At 33.7% G+C, this 20,275-nt stretch carries 19 protein-coding genes; 7 read left to right on the top strand and 12 right to left on the bottom strand.

Annotated elements, in window-relative coordinates:
- A partial coding sequence (locus AC2A1C_RS05175; protein WP_484024051.1) for an Hsp20/alpha crystallin family protein occupies positions 1 to 236 on the bottom strand: 236 nt, incomplete at its 3' end.
- Positions 237 to 380: 144 nt separating this feature from the next.
- Positions 381 to 737, bottom strand: a complete 357-nt coding sequence (locus AC2A1C_RS05170) for an arsenate reductase family protein (protein ID WP_484024049.1) — start codon at positions 735 to 737, stop codon at positions 381 to 383.
- A 70-nt stretch (positions 738 to 807) separates the two neighbouring features.
- Between AC2A1C_RS05170 and AC2A1C_RS05165 the strand changes: the two genes are divergently transcribed.
- The gene (locus tag AC2A1C_RS05165; protein ID WP_484024047.1) at positions 808 to 1,275 is read left to right on the top strand and encodes an acyl-CoA thioesterase; all 468 of its coding nucleotides are present in this window, start codon (positions 808 to 810) and stop codon (positions 1,273 to 1,275) included.
- A gap of 12 nt (positions 1,276 to 1,287) precedes the next feature.
- Here AC2A1C_RS05165 and AC2A1C_RS05160 read toward each other — a convergent pair whose 3' ends face one another.
- From AC2A1C_RS05160 to AC2A1C_RS05130, 7 genes are all read right to left on the bottom strand, one after another.
- Complete coding sequence (locus AC2A1C_RS05160) at positions 1,288 to 2,529, bottom strand: MFS transporter (RefSeq protein ID WP_484024045.1); 1,242 nt, start codon at positions 2,527 to 2,529, stop codon at positions 1,288 to 1,290.
- A gap of 74 nt (positions 2,530 to 2,603) precedes the next feature.
- Positions 2,604 to 4,172, bottom strand: coding sequence for a ribonuclease Y (rny, locus tag AC2A1C_RS05155; protein ID WP_484024043.1), 1,569 nt, complete (start codon positions 4,170 to 4,172; stop codon positions 2,604 to 2,606).
- 317 nt (positions 4,173 to 4,489) lie between these two features.
- Entirely contained in the window at positions 4,490 to 4,780 is a 291-nt protein-coding gene (locus AC2A1C_RS05150) for a cell division protein ZapA (RefSeq protein WP_484024041.1), read from the bottom strand.
- Complete coding sequence (locus tag AC2A1C_RS05145) at positions 4,780 to 5,082, bottom strand: hypothetical protein (RefSeq protein WP_484024039.1); 303 nt, start codon at positions 5,080 to 5,082, stop codon at positions 4,780 to 4,782. Before AC2A1C_RS05145 ends, AC2A1C_RS05150 begins: the two co-directional genes overlap by 1 nt.
- A gap of 368 nt (positions 5,083 to 5,450) precedes the next feature.
- The gene (gene porT / locus AC2A1C_RS05140) at positions 5,451 to 6,236 is read right to left on the bottom strand and encodes a type IX secretion/gliding motility protein PorT/SprT (protein WP_484024037.1); all 786 of its coding nucleotides are present in this window, start codon (positions 6,234 to 6,236) and stop codon (positions 5,451 to 5,453) included.
- 3 nt (positions 6,237 to 6,239) lie between these two features.
- Complete coding sequence (ubiE, locus tag AC2A1C_RS05135; protein WP_484024035.1) at positions 6,240 to 6,959, bottom strand: bifunctional demethylmenaquinone methyltransferase/2-methoxy-6-polyprenyl-1,4-benzoquinol methylase UbiE; 720 nt, start codon at positions 6,957 to 6,959, stop codon at positions 6,240 to 6,242.
- A gap of 2 nt (positions 6,960 to 6,961) precedes the next feature.
- Positions 6,962 to 7,531 (bottom strand): hypothetical protein, encoded by a 570-nt coding sequence (locus AC2A1C_RS05130; protein WP_484024033.1) that lies wholly within the window; start codon positions 7,529 to 7,531, stop codon positions 6,962 to 6,964.
- Positions 7,532 to 7,630: 99 nt separating this feature from the next.
- Here AC2A1C_RS05130 and AC2A1C_RS05125 point away from each other — a divergent pair, with 99 nt between their 5' ends.
- A complete protein-coding gene (locus tag AC2A1C_RS05125; protein ID WP_484024031.1) occupies positions 7,631 to 8,701 on the top strand; it encodes a 3-oxoacyl-ACP synthase III family protein in 1,071 nt (356 codons plus the stop codon).
- Positions 8,702 to 8,772: 71 nt separating this feature from the next.
- On the top strand, positions 8,773 to 9,978 hold the full coding sequence (locus tag AC2A1C_RS05120; RefSeq protein WP_484024029.1) for a metallophosphoesterase: 1,206 nt from the start codon (positions 8,773 to 8,775) through the stop codon (positions 9,976 to 9,978).
- A 33-nt stretch (positions 9,979 to 10,011) separates the two neighbouring features.
- Here the strand turns inward: AC2A1C_RS05120 and AC2A1C_RS05115 are convergent, their stop codons facing one another.
- The 3 genes from AC2A1C_RS05115 to AC2A1C_RS05105 form a co-directional block, all read right to left on the bottom strand.
- Positions 10,012 to 10,764, bottom strand: coding sequence for a polysaccharide deacetylase family protein (locus AC2A1C_RS05115; protein ID WP_484024027.1), 753 nt, complete (start codon positions 10,762 to 10,764; stop codon positions 10,012 to 10,014).
- 84 nt (positions 10,765 to 10,848) lie between these two features.
- Positions 10,849 to 11,811, bottom strand: coding sequence for an NAD-dependent epimerase/dehydratase family protein (locus AC2A1C_RS05110; protein WP_484024025.1), 963 nt, complete (start codon positions 11,809 to 11,811; stop codon positions 10,849 to 10,851).
- A gap of 92 nt (positions 11,812 to 11,903) precedes the next feature.
- Complete coding sequence (locus tag AC2A1C_RS05105; RefSeq protein ID WP_484024023.1) at positions 11,904 to 14,780, bottom strand: TonB-dependent receptor plug domain-containing protein; 2,877 nt, start codon at positions 14,778 to 14,780, stop codon at positions 11,904 to 11,906.
- A 444-nt stretch (positions 14,781 to 15,224) separates the two neighbouring features.
- Here AC2A1C_RS05105 and ggt point away from each other — a divergent pair, with 444 nt between their 5' ends.
- The 4 genes from ggt to lptC all read left to right on the top strand — a co-directional run bounded on the left by ggt (position 15,225) and on the right by lptC (position 20,252).
- Positions 15,225 to 16,916, top strand: a complete 1,692-nt coding sequence (gene ggt, locus AC2A1C_RS05100) for a gamma-glutamyltransferase (protein WP_484024022.1) — start codon at positions 15,225 to 15,227, stop codon at positions 16,914 to 16,916.
- A 56-nt stretch (positions 16,917 to 16,972) separates the two neighbouring features.
- Positions 16,973 to 18,226: a C4-dicarboxylate transporter DctA gene (dctA, locus tag AC2A1C_RS05095; RefSeq protein WP_484024020.1), complete on the top strand. Its 1,254-nt coding sequence runs from the start codon at positions 16,973 to 16,975 to the stop codon at positions 18,224 to 18,226.
- A 117-nt stretch (positions 18,227 to 18,343) separates the two neighbouring features.
- The gene (gene bamG, locus AC2A1C_RS05090; RefSeq protein ID WP_484024018.1) at positions 18,344 to 19,651 is read left to right on the top strand and encodes a BamG family beta-barrel-assembly machinery protein; all 1,308 of its coding nucleotides are present in this window, start codon (positions 18,344 to 18,346) and stop codon (positions 19,649 to 19,651) included.
- Positions 19,652 to 19,661: 10 nt separating this feature from the next.
- A complete protein-coding gene (gene lptC, locus AC2A1C_RS05085; RefSeq protein WP_484024057.1) occupies positions 19,662 to 20,252 on the top strand; it encodes an LPS export ABC transporter periplasmic protein LptC in 591 nt (196 codons plus the stop codon).
- Positions 20,253 to 20,275: the final 23 nt, after the last annotated feature.

Raw genomic sequence — 20,275 nt, 5'->3', positions numbered from 1 at the left:
TCTGTTTTACTTTCAGAAGAAATGATAAGTAAGTTTCCATTCATTTCAATTTTGAAATCTTCTTTTTTCATTCCGGGAGCTGCTATGTCAATTTCATATTCAGCATCTTTTTCTTTTACATTTACACATGGCAACGTGTTTTCTAATCTTGTAAAGTTTCCGTCAGTCCAATCAAATAAATCTGGCGTGAAAAAATCGTCTAAAAAAAGCGGATTTCTTCTAACTAAGTTTGACATCACTTTAAATTTTAAGGTTAAACAATCCGTGAATTACACTTTAAAAAAACATCAAAAAAAATACCAATCTAACTGATAGAAAGGCATTTAACAAACATTAATATCTTTTAAAAAAAGTTCTAATTCAACAATAAATATTTAAATTTAACCAATCGTATTAAAAAAATCATTCAGTTTTGTAAGATTGGTCTTATCACTTCCTACAAAAATTTCCTTATCTGTCATAAAAACCGGGCGCTTCAAAAAAGTATAATGTTCTAATAACAATTTCTTAAAATCTTTTTCTTCCAAAGATTTCACATCTATTTCACGAATTTTGATCTGAGTAGATTTTTTGCTGAAAAGTGCTTCATAAGATTTTGTAAGCGCATACATTTCTGCAATCTCTTCCTTAGTAAGCGGTTCGGTTTTTATTTCTCTATGTTCCCAATCGGAAAGATCGAACTGTGATAAAATCTTCCTGCAAGTATCACAGGTTTTCAAATAAAATACTTTTTTCATACTCCAAAAGTAGGATTTAATCCTGCATTTTAAAAATTATTAAATATCTTTAAATCAAATTTTAATAAGAATGCAAAATAAACCTATCACTTTCCAATTTATTTCAGAACCTTCAGATGTTAATTATGGCGGAAATGTACACGGTGGAAGCGTGATGAAATGGATCGATCAGGCTGGTTATGCTTGTGCAACTACATGGAGTGGAAATTATTCGGTAACGGTTTATGTAGGAGGAATTCGCTTTTATGAACCTATAAAAATCGGCGAAATTGTGAAAGTGGAAGCTCAGGTTATTTATACCGGAACTTCGAGCATGCACATTGCCATCAATGTTTTTTCACGAAATCTGAAACAGCCTGAATTTGATAAAAAAACGCATTGCATTATCGTTTTTGTAGCTGTAGATGAAAACGGCAAAAAACTCCCGGTTCCAAAATGGACTCCCGAAACTGAAGAAGACAAGCAAAAGGAACAATATGCTATTCGCCTAATGGAACTCCGAACTCAGATTGAGGACGAAATGAAACCTTTTTTGTAAACAAACTTTTAGTTATTCTAAAAATTCCAAATCTTTATTGTGGGTTTCGGAAATAGTAAGGCATGAATAAAATGCCAATCCGAAAACCACAATTCCTACAATTACGGCACTCATTATTATCGAAAAATCTTTCTTAAAAAAATCAAAAGCCAGAATCATCACCGGAACTAAACCTCTCACCATATTGGGAACAGTCGTTGTTGCCGTATTTCGGATATTGGTTCCGAATTGTTCTGCTGCCAATGTAACAAACATTGCCCAATATCCGGTTCCTAATCCCAGCCAAATGCAGAAAATGTAATATTTGGTCTCTGTATTGGTGTTTCCGAAAAGCATAATGATGACTCCAACTAAGGTGAAAGCCAACATATAAAAAATTGCTTTTTTTCTAGATTTTAAAGCATGGGAAATAAATCCGCTCAATAAATCTCCAACCGAAATTCCAACATACGCCCACATAATTGCTTTTCCGGGATTGATTTCTTTGATGCCAAATTCCGGTGCGAACTGATTTGCTAAAACCGCCAAAATTCCAATACAATACCAAGTTGGCAATCCAATAGCAATACATTTCAAATATCTTATAAAGCGATCTTTATTCGTAAAAAAAGAAAGAAAATTACCTTTGGAAACAGTATGATTTTCAATATTTTTATATATCCCCGATTCCGAAACACTAATTCTTAAAAACAAAAGCAATATTCCCAAAAAACCACCCACAAAATAAGAAATACTCCAGCTTCCTGCTAAATCCACTGTTAATTGGGCAACAACAGCACCCATCAATCCAAAACCTGCTACTACGGAAGTTCCTATCGCTCTCAGATTTTTTGGCAAACTTTCCGAAACCAATGTGATTCCCGCTCCTAATTCTCCCGCTAATCCAATGCCTGCAACAAATCGTAACAAAGCATAACTAAATACCAGATTTTCTTTTGGAAAAAAGGGCAAAAATCCACAAGCAATATTAGCCAACGAATATACCAGAATAGAGCCAAACAATACCGAAAGCCTCCCTTTTTTATCACCAAAAATTCCCCAGAAAATTCCGCCAATCAACAAGCCCACCATTTGACAGTTGAGTATAAAAGTTCCATCTACATCAGGATTTAAGCCCAATGTTTTCAAACTCGGAATCCGTACAATTCCAAATAACAACAAATCATAGATATCCACAAAATAACCTAACGCTGAAATAACAACCGGAAGCGAAAAAATATATTTTAGTTTTGATGATGAAGAAAGTTCTTGCATTTTTTTAGTTTTGATAAAAATAGAAAACCTTTCAGAAAATTGAAAGGTTTTTATAAAATATCTTAATTGAGTTATTATCTCGCAATATTCACCGCTCTGGTTTCACGAATTACCGTTACTCTCACTTGTCCCGGATACGTCAGTTCATTTTGAATTTTTTCTGAAATATCATAAGAAAGTTGTGCAGATTGTTCATCATTCACTTTAGCACTTTCCACCATTACGCGAAGTTCACGTCCTGCCTGAATTGCATATGCACTGGAAACTCCATCAAAACTTAAAGCCGCAGATTCCAAATCTTTCAATCTCTGGATATACGATTCCAAAACCTGTCTTCTTGCTCCTGGTCTCGCTCCCGAAATTCCATCCGCTACCTGAATAATTGGTGAAAGCAAAGAGGTCATTTCGATTTCATCGTGGTGAGCTCCGATTGCATTTACCACTTCAGCATTTTCACCAAATTTTTCTGCCCATTGCATTCCTAAAAGTGCATGAGGAAGTTCAGATTCCTGCTCTGGAACTTTCCCAATATCGTGAAGAAGACCTGCTCTTTTTGCTAATTTCACATTCAATCCTAATTCTGCGGCCATTGTTGCAGCAATATTTGCCACTTCTCTGGAGTGTTGAAGAAGATTTTGACCGTAAGAAGAACGATACTTCATTCTACCAACAATTTTTACCAATTCAGGATGTAAACCATGAATTCCTAAATCGATAATCGTTCTTTTTCCTACTTCAATAATTTCTTCTTCGATTTGTTTTCTGGTTTTTTCCACTACTTCTTCTATTCTTGCAGGATGAATTCTTCCATCTGTAACCAATCTATGTAAAGAAAGTCTTGCAATTTCTCTTCTTACCGGATCAAAACATGAAAGAAGAATAGCTTCTGGTGTATCATCTACAATAATTTCCACACCGGTTGCTGCTTCCAAAGCTCTGATATTTCTACCTTCCCTACCGATGATCCTACCTTTTACTTCATCCGATTCGATATTGAAAACTGAAACAGAATTTTCGATTGCTTGTTCAGTACCAATTCTTTGAATTGTTTGAATTACAATTTTTCTTGCTTCATTTTTAGCATTCATCTGAGCTTCCTCCATAATACTCTGAACATGAGCCTGCGCTTTTGTTTTTGCTTCAGCTTTCAAAGATTCTACCAATTCTGCTTTTGCTTCTTCAGCGGAGTAATTGGAGATTTTTTCCAATGTTTCTACTTTTTGAGCTATTGCTACATCAAGTTCTTGTTGCTTTTTTTCAAGAATCTCATGCTTTTTAGAATAATCAGCAATCTGTTTGTCAAGATCTTTTTCTAATTTTCCTGTTTTGCTAAGCTCATCGTTTAGTTTCTGTTCTTTATCTTTCACTCGCTTTTCAGCTTCCTGCATTTTCTTTTCTCTGGACTGGATGTCAGCATCATGCTGAGACTTTAGTTCAAGAAACTTTTCCTTTGCTTGTAGCTGTTTTTCTTTTTTAATGGATTCTGCCTGAACAGTGGCCTTTTCTATAAGGTTTTCGGCGTTTTTCTTTGCATCTTCCATAATAAATTTGGCTTTCGAGTTCAGGGAACTTTTAGAAAAAAGCATTCCTAAAACCGCTCCAACCACCAAGCAAATAACGCCGATAATAATAGCTGTTGTCATATATATATAGTTTTAATCTTCATTAATTTTAATTATTGATAATTGATAATTCATAAATGATAATTGATATTCAGTAGTGTACTAATCAATATCATACTTCATACTTCACTCTTCATACTTCATACTTCAAATAAAAAACCTACAACAGTTCAATGATTTAGAGTAAACTCCTAATCAACACGATTTGGACTGATTTTCACTTTCTGTAATCCGAAAAATCGGCACGCCATCGAGTGAACATTTGCCCGGTAATTGTTTAGCGTTGAGTTTACCTTTAATGTGTTAGAACTATTGTAGGACAGTATTTTTCCGGAAAATTATTTATTTTCCAGATCTTCCAAAAGCTGATTGAGTTTTTGTACTCTTTCTTTGGAAGCATTTATATTTTTTTCATTGGCGAGTAGAGATACTTCTGCATTAGCTCCTAATTTCAGAGCACACATTGCTAAAGCATCCTGCTTATCCCGCACATCGAAATTGGCTTCAAAATCCTTAATCATATTTTCAATTTGCTTACCTACTTTCCGAAGTGTTTCTTCTTCAGCAGCAGGTACATTCAGTGGATAGGTTCTTCCGGCGATATTGATCGTTATTCTCCTTACGTCCATCACAATCCACTGTTTTGAAGTTGTGCAATACACAGATCTATTTCTTTCACAAGCCTGTTGATATGGTTTTTCATCAGGCGATTATGTTCCGGATTTCCTGCTATTGCGGAATACAATTTTATATTTTTTTGCTCTTCTGTCAAAACCCTATTTCTTTTTTGTTCCTCTTCAAATTTCTCTTTCAGCTGTTCATGCTCTTGAGAAAGTTCCGACATTCTTTCTGTAAGATCCTGATATTTTTTTGCTATAATCAAAATCTTTTTTTCAAGAGTCGAAAAATTCTGTTCTAATTCGCTGAGCATATTCAGGGTTAAAAAATTCTAACAACTAGGCAAAAATAGTAAAATTAAATCTGAATGAAAAGAATAATTTCTTTTCTTTTCATTTCTCATCGTAAAATAAATTGAAGCCTAAAATGAATTTTAAAAATTTAATCAAAAATTAGTCTAAGTAATGATTTGCTTCACAAATTAAAATAAAAAAATTGACTATCCGTTATCAATCATAGCGCTTGATTTTAACGCTAAGTACGCAAAGATTTTTCACAAAAAAACTGCTTTTAAGGTTCGCAAAGGCGTTAAAACTTAACCAAGATCGCAGAGGTTTTTTATTAGGACAATCAGATAAAAAAAAGACCTGAATGGTCTTTCTAATTGTATATAAACACTTTTTATTCAAATTTGAGAACAAACATAAATGCTCTTGTTTTTCCGGTTGAAATTGCAGATGACCAATATGGAGGTGTTCCCGTATTATCTGCCACCATTTCGTCATTAATCATAAATGTTCCTCGAAACGCAGGCGTAAGTTTGAATCTACTGAAGTAAAATTGAATTCCCAATTCAGCCGTCCAAGCAAAATTACTTGCAGTTGTCCTGAAAATTCCTTGCTGATTGTCATCAGTACTTTTATTATTAGACTGAAGATTTAGCATCCAATTTACACCGGTTGCTACATAAGGACGTGAATTATACCATCGATCTCCATGGAATTCTACCAGCAATGGAATATCTACATAAGTTGCTTTTACTGTTCTTAATTTATCCGCATCAGTCAATGCTATTGGTGTGAACGGAGGGTTTGAAGTATTTCCTCCCGAATATTGATCGTTAGATTGTGTATCAAAAGTGATATCTCTTTGTACAAATTGAAGTCCTGGTTCCAATCTTAGATCAAAACTTTGATTCAATTTCATTTTTCCGATAAGTCCTGCTCCAAAACTGTAGGATGATTTTACCTGAACGAGATTTCTTTGATTTTCAATTCCATACATAGGATGAAGAACCAATTTATAATCAAAATTATTAGCTGCAAGATAAAATCCCCAACTGAATTTTTGATCATCAAAACCTTCAAGATTATCCATCCTGTCTTTTGTCCGAAAAAGCTGTGCATTGCAAGTGGCAGTAAAGCCTATTGCAAAAACGATAATCAGGGTTAAGATTTTTTTTCTCATATATTATTTTGTTGCTTGATAAATGGTTGCAATTCCAAGACTTAGTTTGGTATATGCTACTTTTTTAAAACCTCTTTCATAAAGAATATTTTGCATCTTTTCTCCTGAAGGAAAAGCATTTACAGAATCCGGAAGATAAGTATATGCACGATGATCTTTGGAAACCAATTTTCCTATTCTAGGAAGCACATTTTTAAAATAAAACATATAAATACTTCCCAAAAAACCTTCCACTTTAGAAAATTCAAGGATGTATACACTACCCTTTTCCTTTACTACCCTTTTCAGTTCATCTAAGCCTTTTTCCAAATTTTCAAAATTCCTTACTCCAAATGCAACGGTAACAGCATCGAATTTATTATCCTCAAAAGGTAAATTTTCTGCATCACCTTTTACCATCGTTATTTTATTCTGAAGATCATTCCTCTTTACTTTTTCGATTCCTACATCTAGCATTTTTTGTGAAAGATCTAAACCGATAATTTCTGCATTAGTCCCTTTTTGTACGGCAATAGCAAGATCTCCGGTACCTGTAGCCACATCCAAAACTTTCCCGGGTTTCACTTCTTGAAGCATTTTTACCAGTCTTTTCCTCCAGAGTACATCAATGTTCATGGATAATAAACGATTCAGAAAGTCATACTTTCCGGCTATATTATCAAACATATCTTCTACTTGGCTCTTCTTGCTCGCGTCTGTATTGTAAGGAGTAATGTGTTTCAAAATCAAAGTTTATAATAATTTTTATAATAATTCAAAAAATCCTGTTTTCTGAAAATTTTAGTTCTGGATTCAATTTTTTGGACATTCTTGATTACTTTATCATACTCTTCGTCCACATTATAATAGAAATCTTCAGAATATAGTTTATTAAAATGCTTTGGAGCGCCCAAATACATTTTTCCGTCAATATTGGTTTTCCCAAGTTCCAAAAGTAAGGAATCTTTATTTAAATTGTATCCATAATATTGCGTATGGATGTAATAGTCCTGATGTGCGATATTCAGAATACCCCTCATTTGATTCACCATAAAGACAGAATCATAAAGCAATTTTTTACTGCCATCAAAAACCTTGATTTCATTTTTGCCTTTAATAAGATCTACTTTTACGGTTTGTCCTTGAGAAATAATTTTTTCTTCAGAATTATTAATATTAAAATAATAGGTATTATTAGTCGGATTATCTACCACATAATAGTTTTGTTTGGCCAAAAAAAGGAAATAGATACCAAACGCAGCTAAAACAGCCAATACTGAAAATACGAGACCTTTTGCTGATGGTGATAGTTTCATTACTATATTTTAGAAGAAAATGCAAATTTAATATTTTTTTGTTTCATCGTGAATACAATATTAATTCTTAACTTTGCTGAAATTTTTTCAAAAACAAATATGCCAAATACAGTCATAATAGGTTCAGGAAGCTATGTACCGGAAAGAGTGATAGGAAGAGAACATTTTCTAAATTCAGAATTCTATACAGAAGACGGAGAAAAACTGGACAAACCCAACGAAGAAATTATCCAAAAATTCGTGGATATCACTGAAATTGAAAATCGCAGATATATTAATGAAGATTGGTTCAATTCTGATATGGCCGTAATAGCCTCCCAAAAAGCAATAGAAGATGCCAATATTGATCCTGAAACGTTAGACTATATTATTTTTGCCAGTAATTTTGGAGAAGTAAGTGCTTCCGGAACTGCGAATTTTATGCCCAATATGGCGGCAAGAGTAAAAAGCAAACTGGGAATAAAAAACAGAAAATGCATCACGTATGATATGATTTTCGGATGTCCTGGTTGGGTAGAAGGAATGATTTTAGCTGATATTTTCATTAAATCCGGAAATGCAAAAAATATTTTAGTAATCGGTGCTGAAACATTAAGCCGTGTTACAGATCCTTATGACAGAAATAAAATGATTTTTGCAGACGGAGCTGGTGCAGTGGTAGTAACCGCAACCGAAAATGAAAATGTAGGAATTATAAGTCATAATACATTGTGTGATAATGGTGTAGAATTGGAATACCTGAATAATTCCAAAACGTTGAATAAAAATGCTGAAGATCAGGAAAAACTTTACATCAGAATGCAAGGTAGAAAAATCTATGAATATGCCCTGAAATATGTTCCTGATGCCATCAAAGCAACCATTGACCAGGCTGATCTTTCCATTGAAGATATTGATAAAATCCTCATTCATCAGGCAAATGCCAAAATGGATTATGCTATGATCGGAAGACTTTTCAAACTTTACGGAAAATCCGATTATGACCATGCAGTTTCACCAATGACCATTCAGGAATTTGGAAATTCTTCAGTAGCGACCGTTCCTACCATGTTTGATTTAATTCGTAAAAAACAATTGAAAGAACAAGAATTTAAAGAACATGGAAATATCGTTTTCGCTTCTGTAGGAGCCGGAATGAATATCAATGCTATTGTATATAGATTTCCTTAATTAAAAAAATTACAACTAAAAAATATGGCACAAAGTAATTTCCTTTGTGCTTTTTTATTCAAAAAAAAATCATGCAACGGAATTTTCTTATTATCACCGCTATTTTCCTGATTTTAGAGATTTATGTTTATCAGGCTTTTAAAACCATTGTCTCAAATTCTATCGCCCGGATTTGTTATGGTGTTATTACTCTTGCATTGTATGGTTTCTTATTCTATGAAATTTCATCTTTTCAAAGATCAGATCGGGATCATCATAGAATCCAGATCATAGCTACTATATTCTTAGCATTTCTGATCCCTAAAATTTTAGTAGGCATATTTCTTTTCTTGGATGATATTTTCAGGCTTTTGCAGTTTGGTTTTCAACAGTTTTCAAATTCTTCCAAACATTATCCTGAAAGAAGAAAATTTCTTTCCGCAATCGGTCTTGGTTTGGGCGGGATTTTATCTGCTTTTGTGTTGGATGGTGTAATTTTCGGAAAGTATAGACAAACTGTACGAAAAGTAATGCTAAAAATATCCGGCTTGCCGAAAAGTTTTAAGGGATATAAAGTTTTACAAATTTCAGATGTACACAGCGGAAGTTTTTTTCACCCCGAAAAATTGGAAAAAGCAATCCAGCTTATAAACGAGCAAAATGCCGATCTTGTCCTTTTTACAGGAGATATGGTCAATAACTTTGCAGAAGAGTTCAAGCCGTTTGTTCCTTTATTTTCAAAAATAAAATCAAAAGATGGAAAATTTTCGGTTTTGGGAAACCATGATTATGGCGATTATGCAGAGTGGAAATCTCCACAGGAAAAGGCTCAGAATATTCCAAAATTAATTGATTTTCAGAAACAAGCCGGCTTCGAAATGCTGAGAAATGAACATCGTATTATTGAAAAAAACGGAGAAAAACTCTACATTCTTGGTGTAGAAAACTGGGGCGAAAAACCTTTTCCACAATATGGAGATCTTGAAAAAGCTACAAATGGTGTTCCTACTGAAGCTGCAAAAATCCTGATGAGCCATGATCCTACTCATTTTGATAGGGTTGTAAAATTTCATCGTTCTAATGTTCAATTAACACTTTCCGGACATACACACGGAATGCAATTCGGGATTGATCTGAAAAATGTACGATGGAGTCCTGTTCAGTATCGTTATTCAAAATGGGCAGATTTGTATGAAAGCGAAGGAAAATATCTCTATGTAAACCGCGGATTCGGAGTGATCGGATATCCGGGAAGAGTTGGCGTTTTACCTGAAATTACAGTTTTTGAACTTTCGTAAAAATTATTTTAAAGTATAGTTGTAGTATAGTAATCAGAAAATATAATCCTTCATTCTGGAAGTGGCCAATTCTTTTTCATTGATCCATTTTAGGAATTCTTCCAGCTTATCTTCCATTTTTCGTCCGGAATTAAATCTTCGGTAAAACGGAATTTTAAAAGGAGTCAATTCATAATCTGTAAACTGTCGAGAATCAAGATAAATCAAAACAAATTCTTCCGCTTTCAAAGTTTCGGAAACCATATTTTTATAAAACGTTTTTGGCGCCATTTGGAAAACAAAGTCGTTATACGGAAGCTGAGAATAGGGAGAAATACTTTCGGGAACAATGCTCATTCCCAATACTTCTTTTATTTCGGTACTTCTTCGTAATCGCTTCAATGGAAATAAAATATTAGCATTCTCGATGTTGGAAATGTAGGTAAATTCCAAAGATTTCAATTCGGAAAGAGAAAGGGTAACGTCTTTCTGCCGAATTCCGCGAATGTTTTTTTCAAGAAGATACTCAGTAGAAGATTTTGCTTTTTCAATTTCCTGAAGACTAGAATTTTTATTGTAAAAAGAAATTTCGTGTCCTTTTGAAATAATCTTTTTCAGCAAAGGTTTAAGATTTTCAAGAAGAGAAATTTCTACAAAAAAAGTGGCTTTTACATCATAAAGTTCCAAAATCCGAAGAATGGAATTGGTATTTTTTTGGGTGATTTCTGTTCGTTCAGTCTCCGAAAGTTGTTCTCCATTTTTCAGTTCCGGTTCATTATTGATGAGATTGAACGTTAATAATATCATGTAAAGTAATTTTTATATAAAACTTGTAAAATTATGATTATTAAATATTTAAATTTAATTACTGAAACTGTAATTTATTAAATTTTACTTTTGTAATTTCACCTTTAGGTTCTTAATCATGTCTTTTGTCATTTCAGAAATTCCGAAATCGTAAGATAAATCCCAATCTTTTTTTGCAACAGAATCATCAATAGAAGCCGGCCAAGAATCTGCAATTGCCTGTCGGAAATCCGGTTCATAATTGATCTCAAATTCCGGAATTTCTTTTTTGATTTCTTCTGCCAATTGCTTTGGCGTAAAACTCATCCCTCCCAAATTATACGAAGAACGAACCGTAAGATTTTCTTTCGGAGCATCCATCAATTTCAAAGTAGCATTGATAGCATCATCCATGTACAACATCGGCATTGCTGTATTTTCGGAAATAAAACTGGTGTACTTTCCTTCTTCAATAGCTTCATAAAAAATTTCCACAGCATAATCCGTAGTTCCGCCACCAGCAGGAGTTTTCCATGAAATTAAACCCGGATAACGAATACTTCTCACATCCACACCAAATTTATCATGATAATATTCACACCATTTTTCTCCAGCTAACTTGGAAATTCCGTAGACAGTAGTCGGATTCAGAACCACATCTTGCCCTACATTTTCCTTTGGAATTCCCGTTCCGAAAACTGCAATAGAACTCGGCCAGAAAATTTTCTGGATCAAACCTTCTTTCGCCAATTCGCAGAAATTCAGAAGTGGTTCTATATTCAATCTCCATGCAAAAAGCGGCTGTCTTTCAGAAGTTCCGGAAAGTAAAGAAGCTAAATGATAAACCGTAGTAATTCCGTAATCCTGAATAATTTGCCGAACCAATTGCGTGTTGGTAACATCCATTCGTTCATAAAAACCTGCCGAAGTAAGAGATTTGTCCCATCTGTCAAGTCCGGAAGCGATTACATTATCTTTTCCGTGAATTTCTACAAGTCTGTTGGTGAGTTCAGTTCCGATTTGCCCAAGAGCTCCGGTTATGAGGATTTTTTCCGTAGAGGCCTGCATTTTTTTACTTTTTGAAACTTCACAAATATATTAAAAAAGAATAAGCAACCATAAATGATTGCTTAATCTATATTTTAAAGTAAAATTTATTCTTAAAAACTAAGATTTACTCTTGCGAAAATGTATCTTCCATTCATTCCAAATTGTCCAACGTTTCTTGAGTATTCAAATTGGTTATTATTTGATAAATCTATAGTTCCAGGAACTACAGATCTAATATTTGGATCATTACTCGATTGATTAGGTGTTACATATGCAGTACCTGCTACATTCGGAGCGCTTGTAATTGTTTGGGTTTTTAAATTTTTATCTGGATATATGTCAAATACATTATTAGCTCCTAATGTTAGTTTAAAATTTTTGCTCAAAGCATACGAAACAGATACGTCTGTAATTGTTCTTGCTGCCCAAACTGGATGTTCAGTAGCCACTAAAAATCCATTAATATATTCACCTTGAAGTATTCCATCTCCATTTACATCAGCAACATTAGGATCAGTTACTTTACCAAAATAGCTTTGTCTCATAAAGAAATCCCATTTTTTATAAGTAATGGTATTCATTAAATTAGCCTTTACTCTTGGCACTGCTTCTTCCATATAAATACGAGTAGCTTCTGAATAATATCTATTGATCTGGCCATTTTCTATTAACAATGGTGAACCGTGAATATCCCCTATTCTTTTTGTACTAGAAAAAGTAGATGCAAAATTGGTATTTAAAGTAACTTCATCTAGTTTTGCTCTATTGGTAATTACCAAATCTAAACCTCTTGATTGTGTATCAACGGCGTTAGAGAAAAATGTAGCAGTAGTTGCGTTTGCTTTGTCGAATAAATCTTGTAATTCTCTTTGGGGAGTTCCAATTGGGTACCACCCATTAGAACCAGCTGCAGGATTAGTAGGTCTAGAAAAACCATCAGTTAATACTACCCTGTCTTTTATTTTTATATAATATCCATCAACAGAAAATGTTAAATTAGTTTCTGGAATTTTATATGAAAAACCAATACTGTAGTTATTAGATTCCTCTTGTTTAAGATCTGGAATCCCCAGCAAATCTGCCTCTCTTCCTGCGTTAGGAAACGTCCCCACTTCAAACGGCACTCCTCCTACAAATTGAGTAGATGTAGAATTAAAATAAATTTGTGCTAAAGATGGCGCTCTAAAACCTGTGGAAACAGCTCCTCTAAAAGTTAAATCATTATTCGCTTTTACTCTTGTAGCAAATTTATAATTGAATGTGTTTCCAAAATCCGAATAATCTTCATAGCGCAACGCAGCACCTACTAGTAACCATTTGGTAATATCTAATTCAGTATCTAAATATGCTGCAATACTATTTCTACCTCCATTTACTTGGTTTACTGGTCTAAATCCCGGAAAAACCTGAGCTCCACCTGGTCTAGCATTACCAAAAAAGTCTGTAACAGAAATATTATACCCTAAATACGACTCTGGATCACCAGCTTTCAAAATATATCTTTCTAATCGATACTCTCCTCCAAAACCTAAACTTAATCCATCTAACACATTAAAGTTACGTTGGAAGTCCAAGTTGGTAGTATTTTGTTGGAACTTTAATTTCCCTGCATAGAAAGAATTAGGAGAACTCATTCCCATGGTTACATTAGCAGTGTTTTCAATATTGTATTCAAATGAATTTATCCCAAAAGTATTACTTAAATCATAATTAAAGCCCCCTATTTTACCTTTGAAACCTCCTGCTGCCGAATAATCTACAACTGTAGAACCTATTTCTGGTAAGAAACCATTTGGATATAATCCTGTGTAAGTTCTAGCTTGGTTTGGCCTTCTGTAGAAACCAGCAGAATTACCGTCTCTGTTACTATACCCCCCAAATGCATAAAATTTATGATTATCATTAATTGGAATTTCAGAATTTACAAAAAATTGCGTTGTAAGCAATTTTGATTGGCCAATTCTCATGTTAAAATCTCTACGAGAAAGGCCTCTTGCTGCTAATTCGTTATCTGTAACATTAACTCCTAATGCAGATTGCATTGCCGATAATGTATTAGCATTTTGAATAGCTGTTTGCTGAGCAGTCGTTAAATATCCAATTTGATTTGCACTAGATTTAATTATTGAGAATAAATTATTTAATTCCGTTGCGTTTAATGCATTAATATTTGAAAATAAGGAATTAATATTTGTTCCATTAGCGAGAGATACTCTTTCTACCGCATTATATATATTAAATATACTTCCATTAAAATCTGTAGCTCTGTTGGTATCATCTCTCCATGCAAAGCTCCCTGTAAAATTTACAAAACCTTTTCCAAAAATTTGTGTCCCGTAGTTTGCATCTAATTGCGTTTTAAAACCATCCATACCACCTCTATGATCATTCGCTCCAGAACTTAAAAAACCTCCCGTATTTAAAGCTAGTTCTAATTTATTGGTAGCTTTCTTCATTCTAAGGTTTATTACACCTGCAATAGCATCCGATCCATATTGTGCAGCAGCTCCATCTCTTAAAACATCTAAACCTTCAATAGCAAAAGATGGCAGTGCATTCAAATCAGTTCCTACAGAACCTCTTCCTGGAGAACCATTTACATTGACAAGAGCTGTAGTATGCCTTCTTTTCCCATTTACTAAAACTAATGTCTGGTCTGGTCCTAAACCTCTTAACTGAGCAGGATCTATATGATCTGTTCCATCTGCTACAGTGGTCGTATTCGAAGTAAAAGAAGGCGCCACATAGTTCAATATTTGTGTTAAATCTGTTTGAGGCGCAGCTACTGCTAATTCCTTAATATTTATAACATCAATAGGAACTGGCGAATCCGTTACCACTCTATTCTTGTTTCTAGAGCCAACAGTAATTTTTACCTCTTCGACTGTTTTTACCTTTAAGCTGTCATTGTTTTCTTGGGCAGAAATCTGGCCTACAAAAACCAAAAACACCCCTAAAGTTACGATTCTCTGGTAGTTTTTCTTCATATATAAAAAGTTTATTTCTACAAATATTACTAAAAATATTAAATTATCAAAATTTATATACATAAAAATAACAAAATATTAATTTTTTTATAGAATAAACAATATTTTTGCAGAAATCTTTTATTCTCCAAAAACTATGAAAATCAAAGTTTGAATAATTTTAAAAAGCAGAAAATTTTTATTTTATTTGCATCAAATTTTAACCTCAAAGTTTATCAAAAATGGCTCAGTTTTATTTATGCTATTATTGATTATGAATAATTTTCATAAAAAAACAGTAATATAGAGAATGTAAAAGTATTCAATTAACAGAAGATGATTATTTTTTGAGTGAAAAAAATACAAAGTCGCTGTATATTGAACCAATATTTTTACAAAAACCCAATTATTTCAATTTCCGAAAAAATTTAACGTAGAGCCAAAAATTTTATTAATATAAATCTTATGAAAAAAATAAAACTCTCATTTATAGTCACTTTTATTTCCTTATCACTTTTTTCACAATTTACAGACATCAAAATTATAAAAGAAGTGAAAATTCAAAAAAAAGGTGTTGTAGTTTCTGCGCATCCACTGGCAAGTGAAGCCGGCGCAAAAATTCTGAAAATGGGCGGAAATGCTTATGATGCTGTAATTGCTACACAATATGCTTTGGCTGTTGTTTATCCTCAAGCAGGAAATATCGGAGGTGGCGGATTTTTAGTGGGAGTAAAAAATAATGGTGAAAAATTTACCCTAGATTATCGCGAAACCGCACCATCCAAAGCATCACGAGATATGTATCTTGATAAAAAAGGAAATGCCAATACCGATCTTTCTCAAAATGGCAGACTTGCGGTTGGAATTCCGGGATCTGTTGCCGGATTTTTTGCCACTCTGAAATATTGCAAACTTCCAATGTCTACTCTGGTTCAGCCTGCTATTGATTTGGCTGAAAAAGGATTTGCCATTACAGAACGGGAAGCCAATCTTTTAAATTCCTTAAAATCACAATTTTTAAAACACAACTATACTACAATTGCATTTGCAAAAGACACTCCTTGGAAAGCCGGAGATTTGCTTGTTCAAAAAGAATTAGCCGAAACTCTTAAAAGAATTCAGAAAGATGGACAAAAAGGTTTTTATGAAGGAAAAACAGCAGAATTTCTCGTTGCTGAAATGAAACGTGGAAACGGAATTATTTCACTCGAAGATCTAAAAAAATATAAAGTTGTAGAAAGAAAACCACTTCAGTTTCAGTATAAAGGAAATGATGTGGTTTCCATGCCACTTCCTTCCAGTGGTGGACTTCTTTTGGCTCAAATGCTGAAAATGGCAAGTTTTGAAAATTTGGAAAACCATCAGGCAAATTCTACGAAAGCCGTTCAGATCATGGTGGAAGCAGAACGTCGTGCTTATGCAGACAGAGCCGAATATATGGGCGATCCGGATTTTATTAATGATAAAACCGAAATGCTGATTTCCGATGAATATTTAAAAAAACGCTGGAAATCCTACAATCCTGAAAAAGCAACTCCAAGCTCCGAAGTGGGAAAAATTGTCAATCCAAATAAAGAAAGTACGGAAACTACCCACATTTCAGTTTTGGATAAGGATGGAAATGCTGCTGCTGTAACTACTACATTGAATGGACTCTATGGAAGCAAAGTAGTTGTTTCCGGAGCCGGATTTTTTCTGAATAACGAAATGGACGATTTTTCTGTAAAACCGGGTGTTCCGAATATGTTTGGTGCAGTTGGTGGTGAAGCAAATTCTATTCAGCCAAATAAAAGAATGCTTTCTTCCATGACACCGACCATAATTATGAAAAACGGAAAACCTTTTATGGTAGTCGGAACTCCGGGTGGAACTACAATTCCGACATCTGTATATCAATCAGTTGTGGATGTTATAGATTTTAAGTTAAATGCAAATCTCACGATTAATTATCCGAAATTCCATCATCAATGGCTTCCGGAAAAAGTAATGGTAGAACCTAATTTTCCTGAAAGTACCATTTCCGATTTACAAAAAATGAATTATGTCATCGAAAAAGTTCCGCAAATCGGAAGAACAGAAATCATTTTGATTGACGATAACGGAAATATTCACGCGGTTGCAGATGGACGTGGAGACGATTCTGTAGCAACAGAATAATGCATTGATTTCCAATATTTAAATTTAAAAAACTATACTACAACTTAACGAAAAAATTGAGAATAAAAACGCTTTACAAAGAATTATATCTCCAAGTAATTTTTGCCATACTTTGCGGATTACTTTTGGGACATTTCTTTCCCGAAATTGGTGAAAAAATGAAACCTTTGGGAGACGGTTTCATCAAATTAGTAAAAATGATTATCGCACCGGTGATCTTCATTACACTTACATTGGGAATTGCACATTTGGCTGATCTGAAAAGCATTGGAAGAATTGCCACAAAAGCGCTCATTTATTTTTTTACATTTTCTACATTAGCTTTAATTATTGGGTTGGTTGTAGGAAACATTTTTCAGCCCGGAAAAGGTTTGAACATCAATCCTGCAACACTTTCTGGAGACGTTTCGGAATATACACATAAAGCTCATGAAACTACGATTACGGGTTTTATCATGAATATTATTCCGGATACGCTTTTCAGTCCGTTGATTGGGGAAAATATTCTCCAAGTTTTGCTGGTTTCCGTATTAATGGGAGTTGGTTTGGTTTTAACAAAAGAACGAAGCCAGAAAGTCACGGATTTTCTTCAGGCACTCTCCTCTCCTATTTTTAAAATTGTACACATTTTGATGAAATTGGCACCGATTGGTGCTTTTGGAGCTATTGCTTTCACAATCGGAAAATATGGTTTAGAATCGGTTTACAAACTTATATTTTTGGTTACTACATTTTACATTACTTCTATTCTTTTTATCGTTTTGATCTTAGGAAGCGTAGCTTGGTATAATGGTTTTAATATTTTTAAATTATTGCTTTATCTAAAAGATGAGCTACTTTTGGTTTTGGGAACGAGTTCTTCAGAACCGGCATTACCGGGATTAATGGAAAAATTGGAAAAAGCCGGTTGTTCCAAAACTATTGTCGGAATGGTAGTACCAACCGGATATTCTTTTAATCTCGACGGAACCAACATTTATATGACACTGGCTTCTCTTTTCATTGCACAAGCCTGCAACATACATTTGCCTTTAGAAAAACAATTGATCTTACTTTTGGTAGCAATGCTAAGTTCTAAAGGAGCAGCCGGAGTTACAGGTGCCGGATTTATTACGCTTGCTGCTACTCTTGCCGTAGTTCCGGAAATTCCGATTGCAGGAATGACTTTAATTCTCGGAATTGATAAATTTATGAGTGAATGCCGAGCTTTAACGAATGTTATTGGAAATTCAGTAGCAACAATAGTAGTTGCAAATTGGGAAAAACAATTGGATAAAGAGCAAATGAAAAAAGTTCTTGAGAACCATTGAATAATTCTAAAATCTTCCTGATTTTGTGAAAAAATGCATTCAAAAGTACTTAACAAACTTTAACTTTCACAATTCAGTAATAATTAAGATATTTGCGCTTTATTTTAAAACTAAATAATGAAGAGATTTTTGGTTTTGTCATTCATTTCTGTAGGAGTGATTGCCAATGCGCAAACAATAGGAAACTCGCCTTATGCTGCATTCGGAATTGGTGATGTAAAGTTTGACAACTCAATAGATGTAAACGCAATGGGTGGAGTTACAACTGCATTTGTTTCGGATTTTAATAATAATTTCAATTTCAGAAACCCAGCTGCAAATACCAATCTGGAACTGACTTCGGTAAAATTTGAAGTCACAAATGAAAATAATTATTTCAAATCAGATTTTAATAATGTGAATGTTTCCAAACATTCCAACTATATATCAAACATTTCTATTGCTTTTCCTATTTCCAAGAAAGTAAAATTTGGGATGGGATATCAACCTTACAGTTCAAAAAAATATTCTGTAGTGGTAAAAGAAAAAAATGTTAATGATATTTTAAATTACGAAAACTATACAATAAATTCTTTCCATGGAGAAGGTACATTAAATACTGTTCAGGCAGGATTTTCTTATCAAGTTTCACCGGAATTTGGCTTAGGTTTGAGATCTAATTTTTACTTCGGAAATCTTTATGACACAGATGAACTAACAACTCTAGACGCTAATAATTTACCTACATCTGAGTTGATTAATGGCTACGAAACCAGAAATAAAATTAAATCTTTCAATTTTACGCTTGGAACAACATACCAGAAAAAACTTTCCAATGATCGTAAACTTACTTTAGGAGCTACCTATTCTTTCGGAAATACCGGAAAAATGGAAACTACCTACACCAATAGTACCTATTATTATCTAAGTAACGGAGACAAAACAAATGTAAGTATCATCGACGAAAATAAAAGCGAAGACAAACAGTTGATTCCTTCCGAAGGTTCTTTTGGTGTTGGTTATGGAAAAGATCTGAAATGGTTTTTAGGAACACAATTCGATTTCAAAAAAGGAGAAAATGTACAATTTTTAGGGCAGCCGTTTGCTTATGAAAATTCTTACCGAATTTCTACAGGAGGTTGGTTTGTACCGAATCTTAACAATTTTAGAAGTTATTTCTCCAGAGTAATCTACCGTTATGGTGCTTATTACGAAAAAGGAAGTCTGAATATCAACGGAAAAGATATCAACAGATTTGCTATTACAGCCGGAGCTTCTCTCCCTTTTGCAAACAGAAGTTCTTCCAGATTGAGCGGTATAGATTTGGGTATCGAACTTGGGAAACGCGGAACTTTAGATAATAATCTTATTAATCAAACTTTTGTAAATTTCAGAATCGGTATCAATTTTGCAGATCGTTGGTTCCAGAAGGCACTTTATGATTAATATTATAAGAATGAAAATTCTTCGGAAAATACTTTTAAAAAATATAGCCATCTTTACTGGATGTGCTATATTTTTTTCTATGGTTTCTTGTGAAGAAGATCTTGCGGAAGTCAACAAAAATAAAAACACCAATTTCCCTTCGCAGATTATTAATAATGCCAATATTATTCAGCGGGATTCCGGTTTTGTTACATTGCGAGCCACAGCTCCGCTTATTGAAAAATATGAGTATATTGATTCTCCTTATGTAGTAGCAAAAAAAGGAATTGACATTAAATTTTTTGATAAAAAAAAGCCGAATGTTCCGGGTACAATCAAAGCAAAATATGCTAAGATCAATGAAAAGAAAAAATTCTATGAAGCCCACGGAAATGTAAGAATTGTAACCAATGAAGGACAAACATTTGCCATGCAATCCGTTTTTTGGGATCAGATTAAAAAAAAGATTTATACCTCTGATACAGTATATGTTACTGACAAAGATGGTTCTACACTTATCGGTGCAAACGGAATGACAGCGAAAGACGATTTTTCAGAATATACTTTTTTCAACAACAGAGGCGATATTAATGCCAAAAAAATTCCTGAAAAGGGAAAATAATTGTATAAAAATTACTTTGCCAA

This window comes from Chryseobacterium sp. HNCC26DJ241, from assembly GCF_057180505.1.
Note: the sequence above shows the minus strand (reverse complement) of the source record. Positions and strands in the feature narration are given on the sequence as shown.

Bases quoted from the DNA above. Each gene is read 5' to 3' on its own strand.
- AC2A1C_RS05170 (WP_484024049.1), bottom strand. From the start codon at position 737: ATGAAAAAAGTATTTTATTTGAAAACCTGTGATACTTGCAGGAAGATT.
- AC2A1C_RS05165 (WP_484024047.1), top strand. From the start codon at position 808: ATGCAAAATAAACCTATCACTTTCCAATTTATTTCAGAACCTTCAGAT.
- AC2A1C_RS05160 (WP_484024045.1), bottom strand. From the start codon at position 2,529: ATGCAAGAACTTTCTTCATCATCAAAACTAAAATATATTTTTTCGCTT.
- rny (WP_484024043.1), bottom strand. From the start codon at position 4,172: ATGACAACAGCTATTATTATCGGCGTTATTTGCTTGGTGGTTGGAGCG.
- AC2A1C_RS05150 (WP_484024041.1), bottom strand. From the start codon at position 4,780: ATGGACGTAAGGAGAATAACGATCAATATCGCCGGAAGAACCTATCCA.
- AC2A1C_RS05145 (WP_484024039.1), bottom strand. From the start codon at position 5,082: ATGCTCAGCGAATTAGAACAGAATTTTTCGACTCTTGAAAAAAAGATT.
- porT (WP_484024037.1), bottom strand. From the start codon at position 6,236: ATGAGAAAAAAAATCTTAACCCTGATTATCGTTTTTGCAATAGGCTTT.
- AC2A1C_RS05130 (WP_484024033.1), bottom strand. From the start codon at position 7,531: ATGAAACTATCACCATCAGCAAAAGGTCTCGTATTTTCAGTATTGGCT.
- AC2A1C_RS05125 (WP_484024031.1), top strand. From the start codon at position 7,631: ATGCCAAATACAGTCATAATAGGTTCAGGAAGCTATGTACCGGAAAGA.
- AC2A1C_RS05120 (WP_484024029.1), top strand. From the start codon at position 8,773: ATGCAACGGAATTTTCTTATTATCACCGCTATTTTCCTGATTTTAGAG.
- AC2A1C_RS05115 (WP_484024027.1), bottom strand. From the start codon at position 10,764: ATGATATTATTAACGTTCAATCTCATCAATAATGAACCGGAACTGAAA.
- AC2A1C_RS05110 (WP_484024025.1), bottom strand. From the start codon at position 11,811: ATGCAGGCCTCTACGGAAAAAATCCTCATAACCGGAGCTCTTGGGCAA.
- AC2A1C_RS05105 (WP_484024023.1), bottom strand. From the start codon at position 14,780: ATGAAGAAAAACTACCAGAGAATCGTAACTTTAGGGGTGTTTTTGGTT.
- ggt (WP_484024022.1), top strand. From the start codon at position 15,225: ATGAAAAAAATAAAACTCTCATTTATAGTCACTTTTATTTCCTTATCA.
- bamG (WP_484024018.1), top strand. From the start codon at position 18,344: ATGAAGAGATTTTTGGTTTTGTCATTCATTTCTGTAGGAGTGATTGCC.
- lptC (WP_484024057.1), top strand. From the start codon at position 19,662: ATGAAAATTCTTCGGAAAATACTTTTAAAAAATATAGCCATCTTTACT.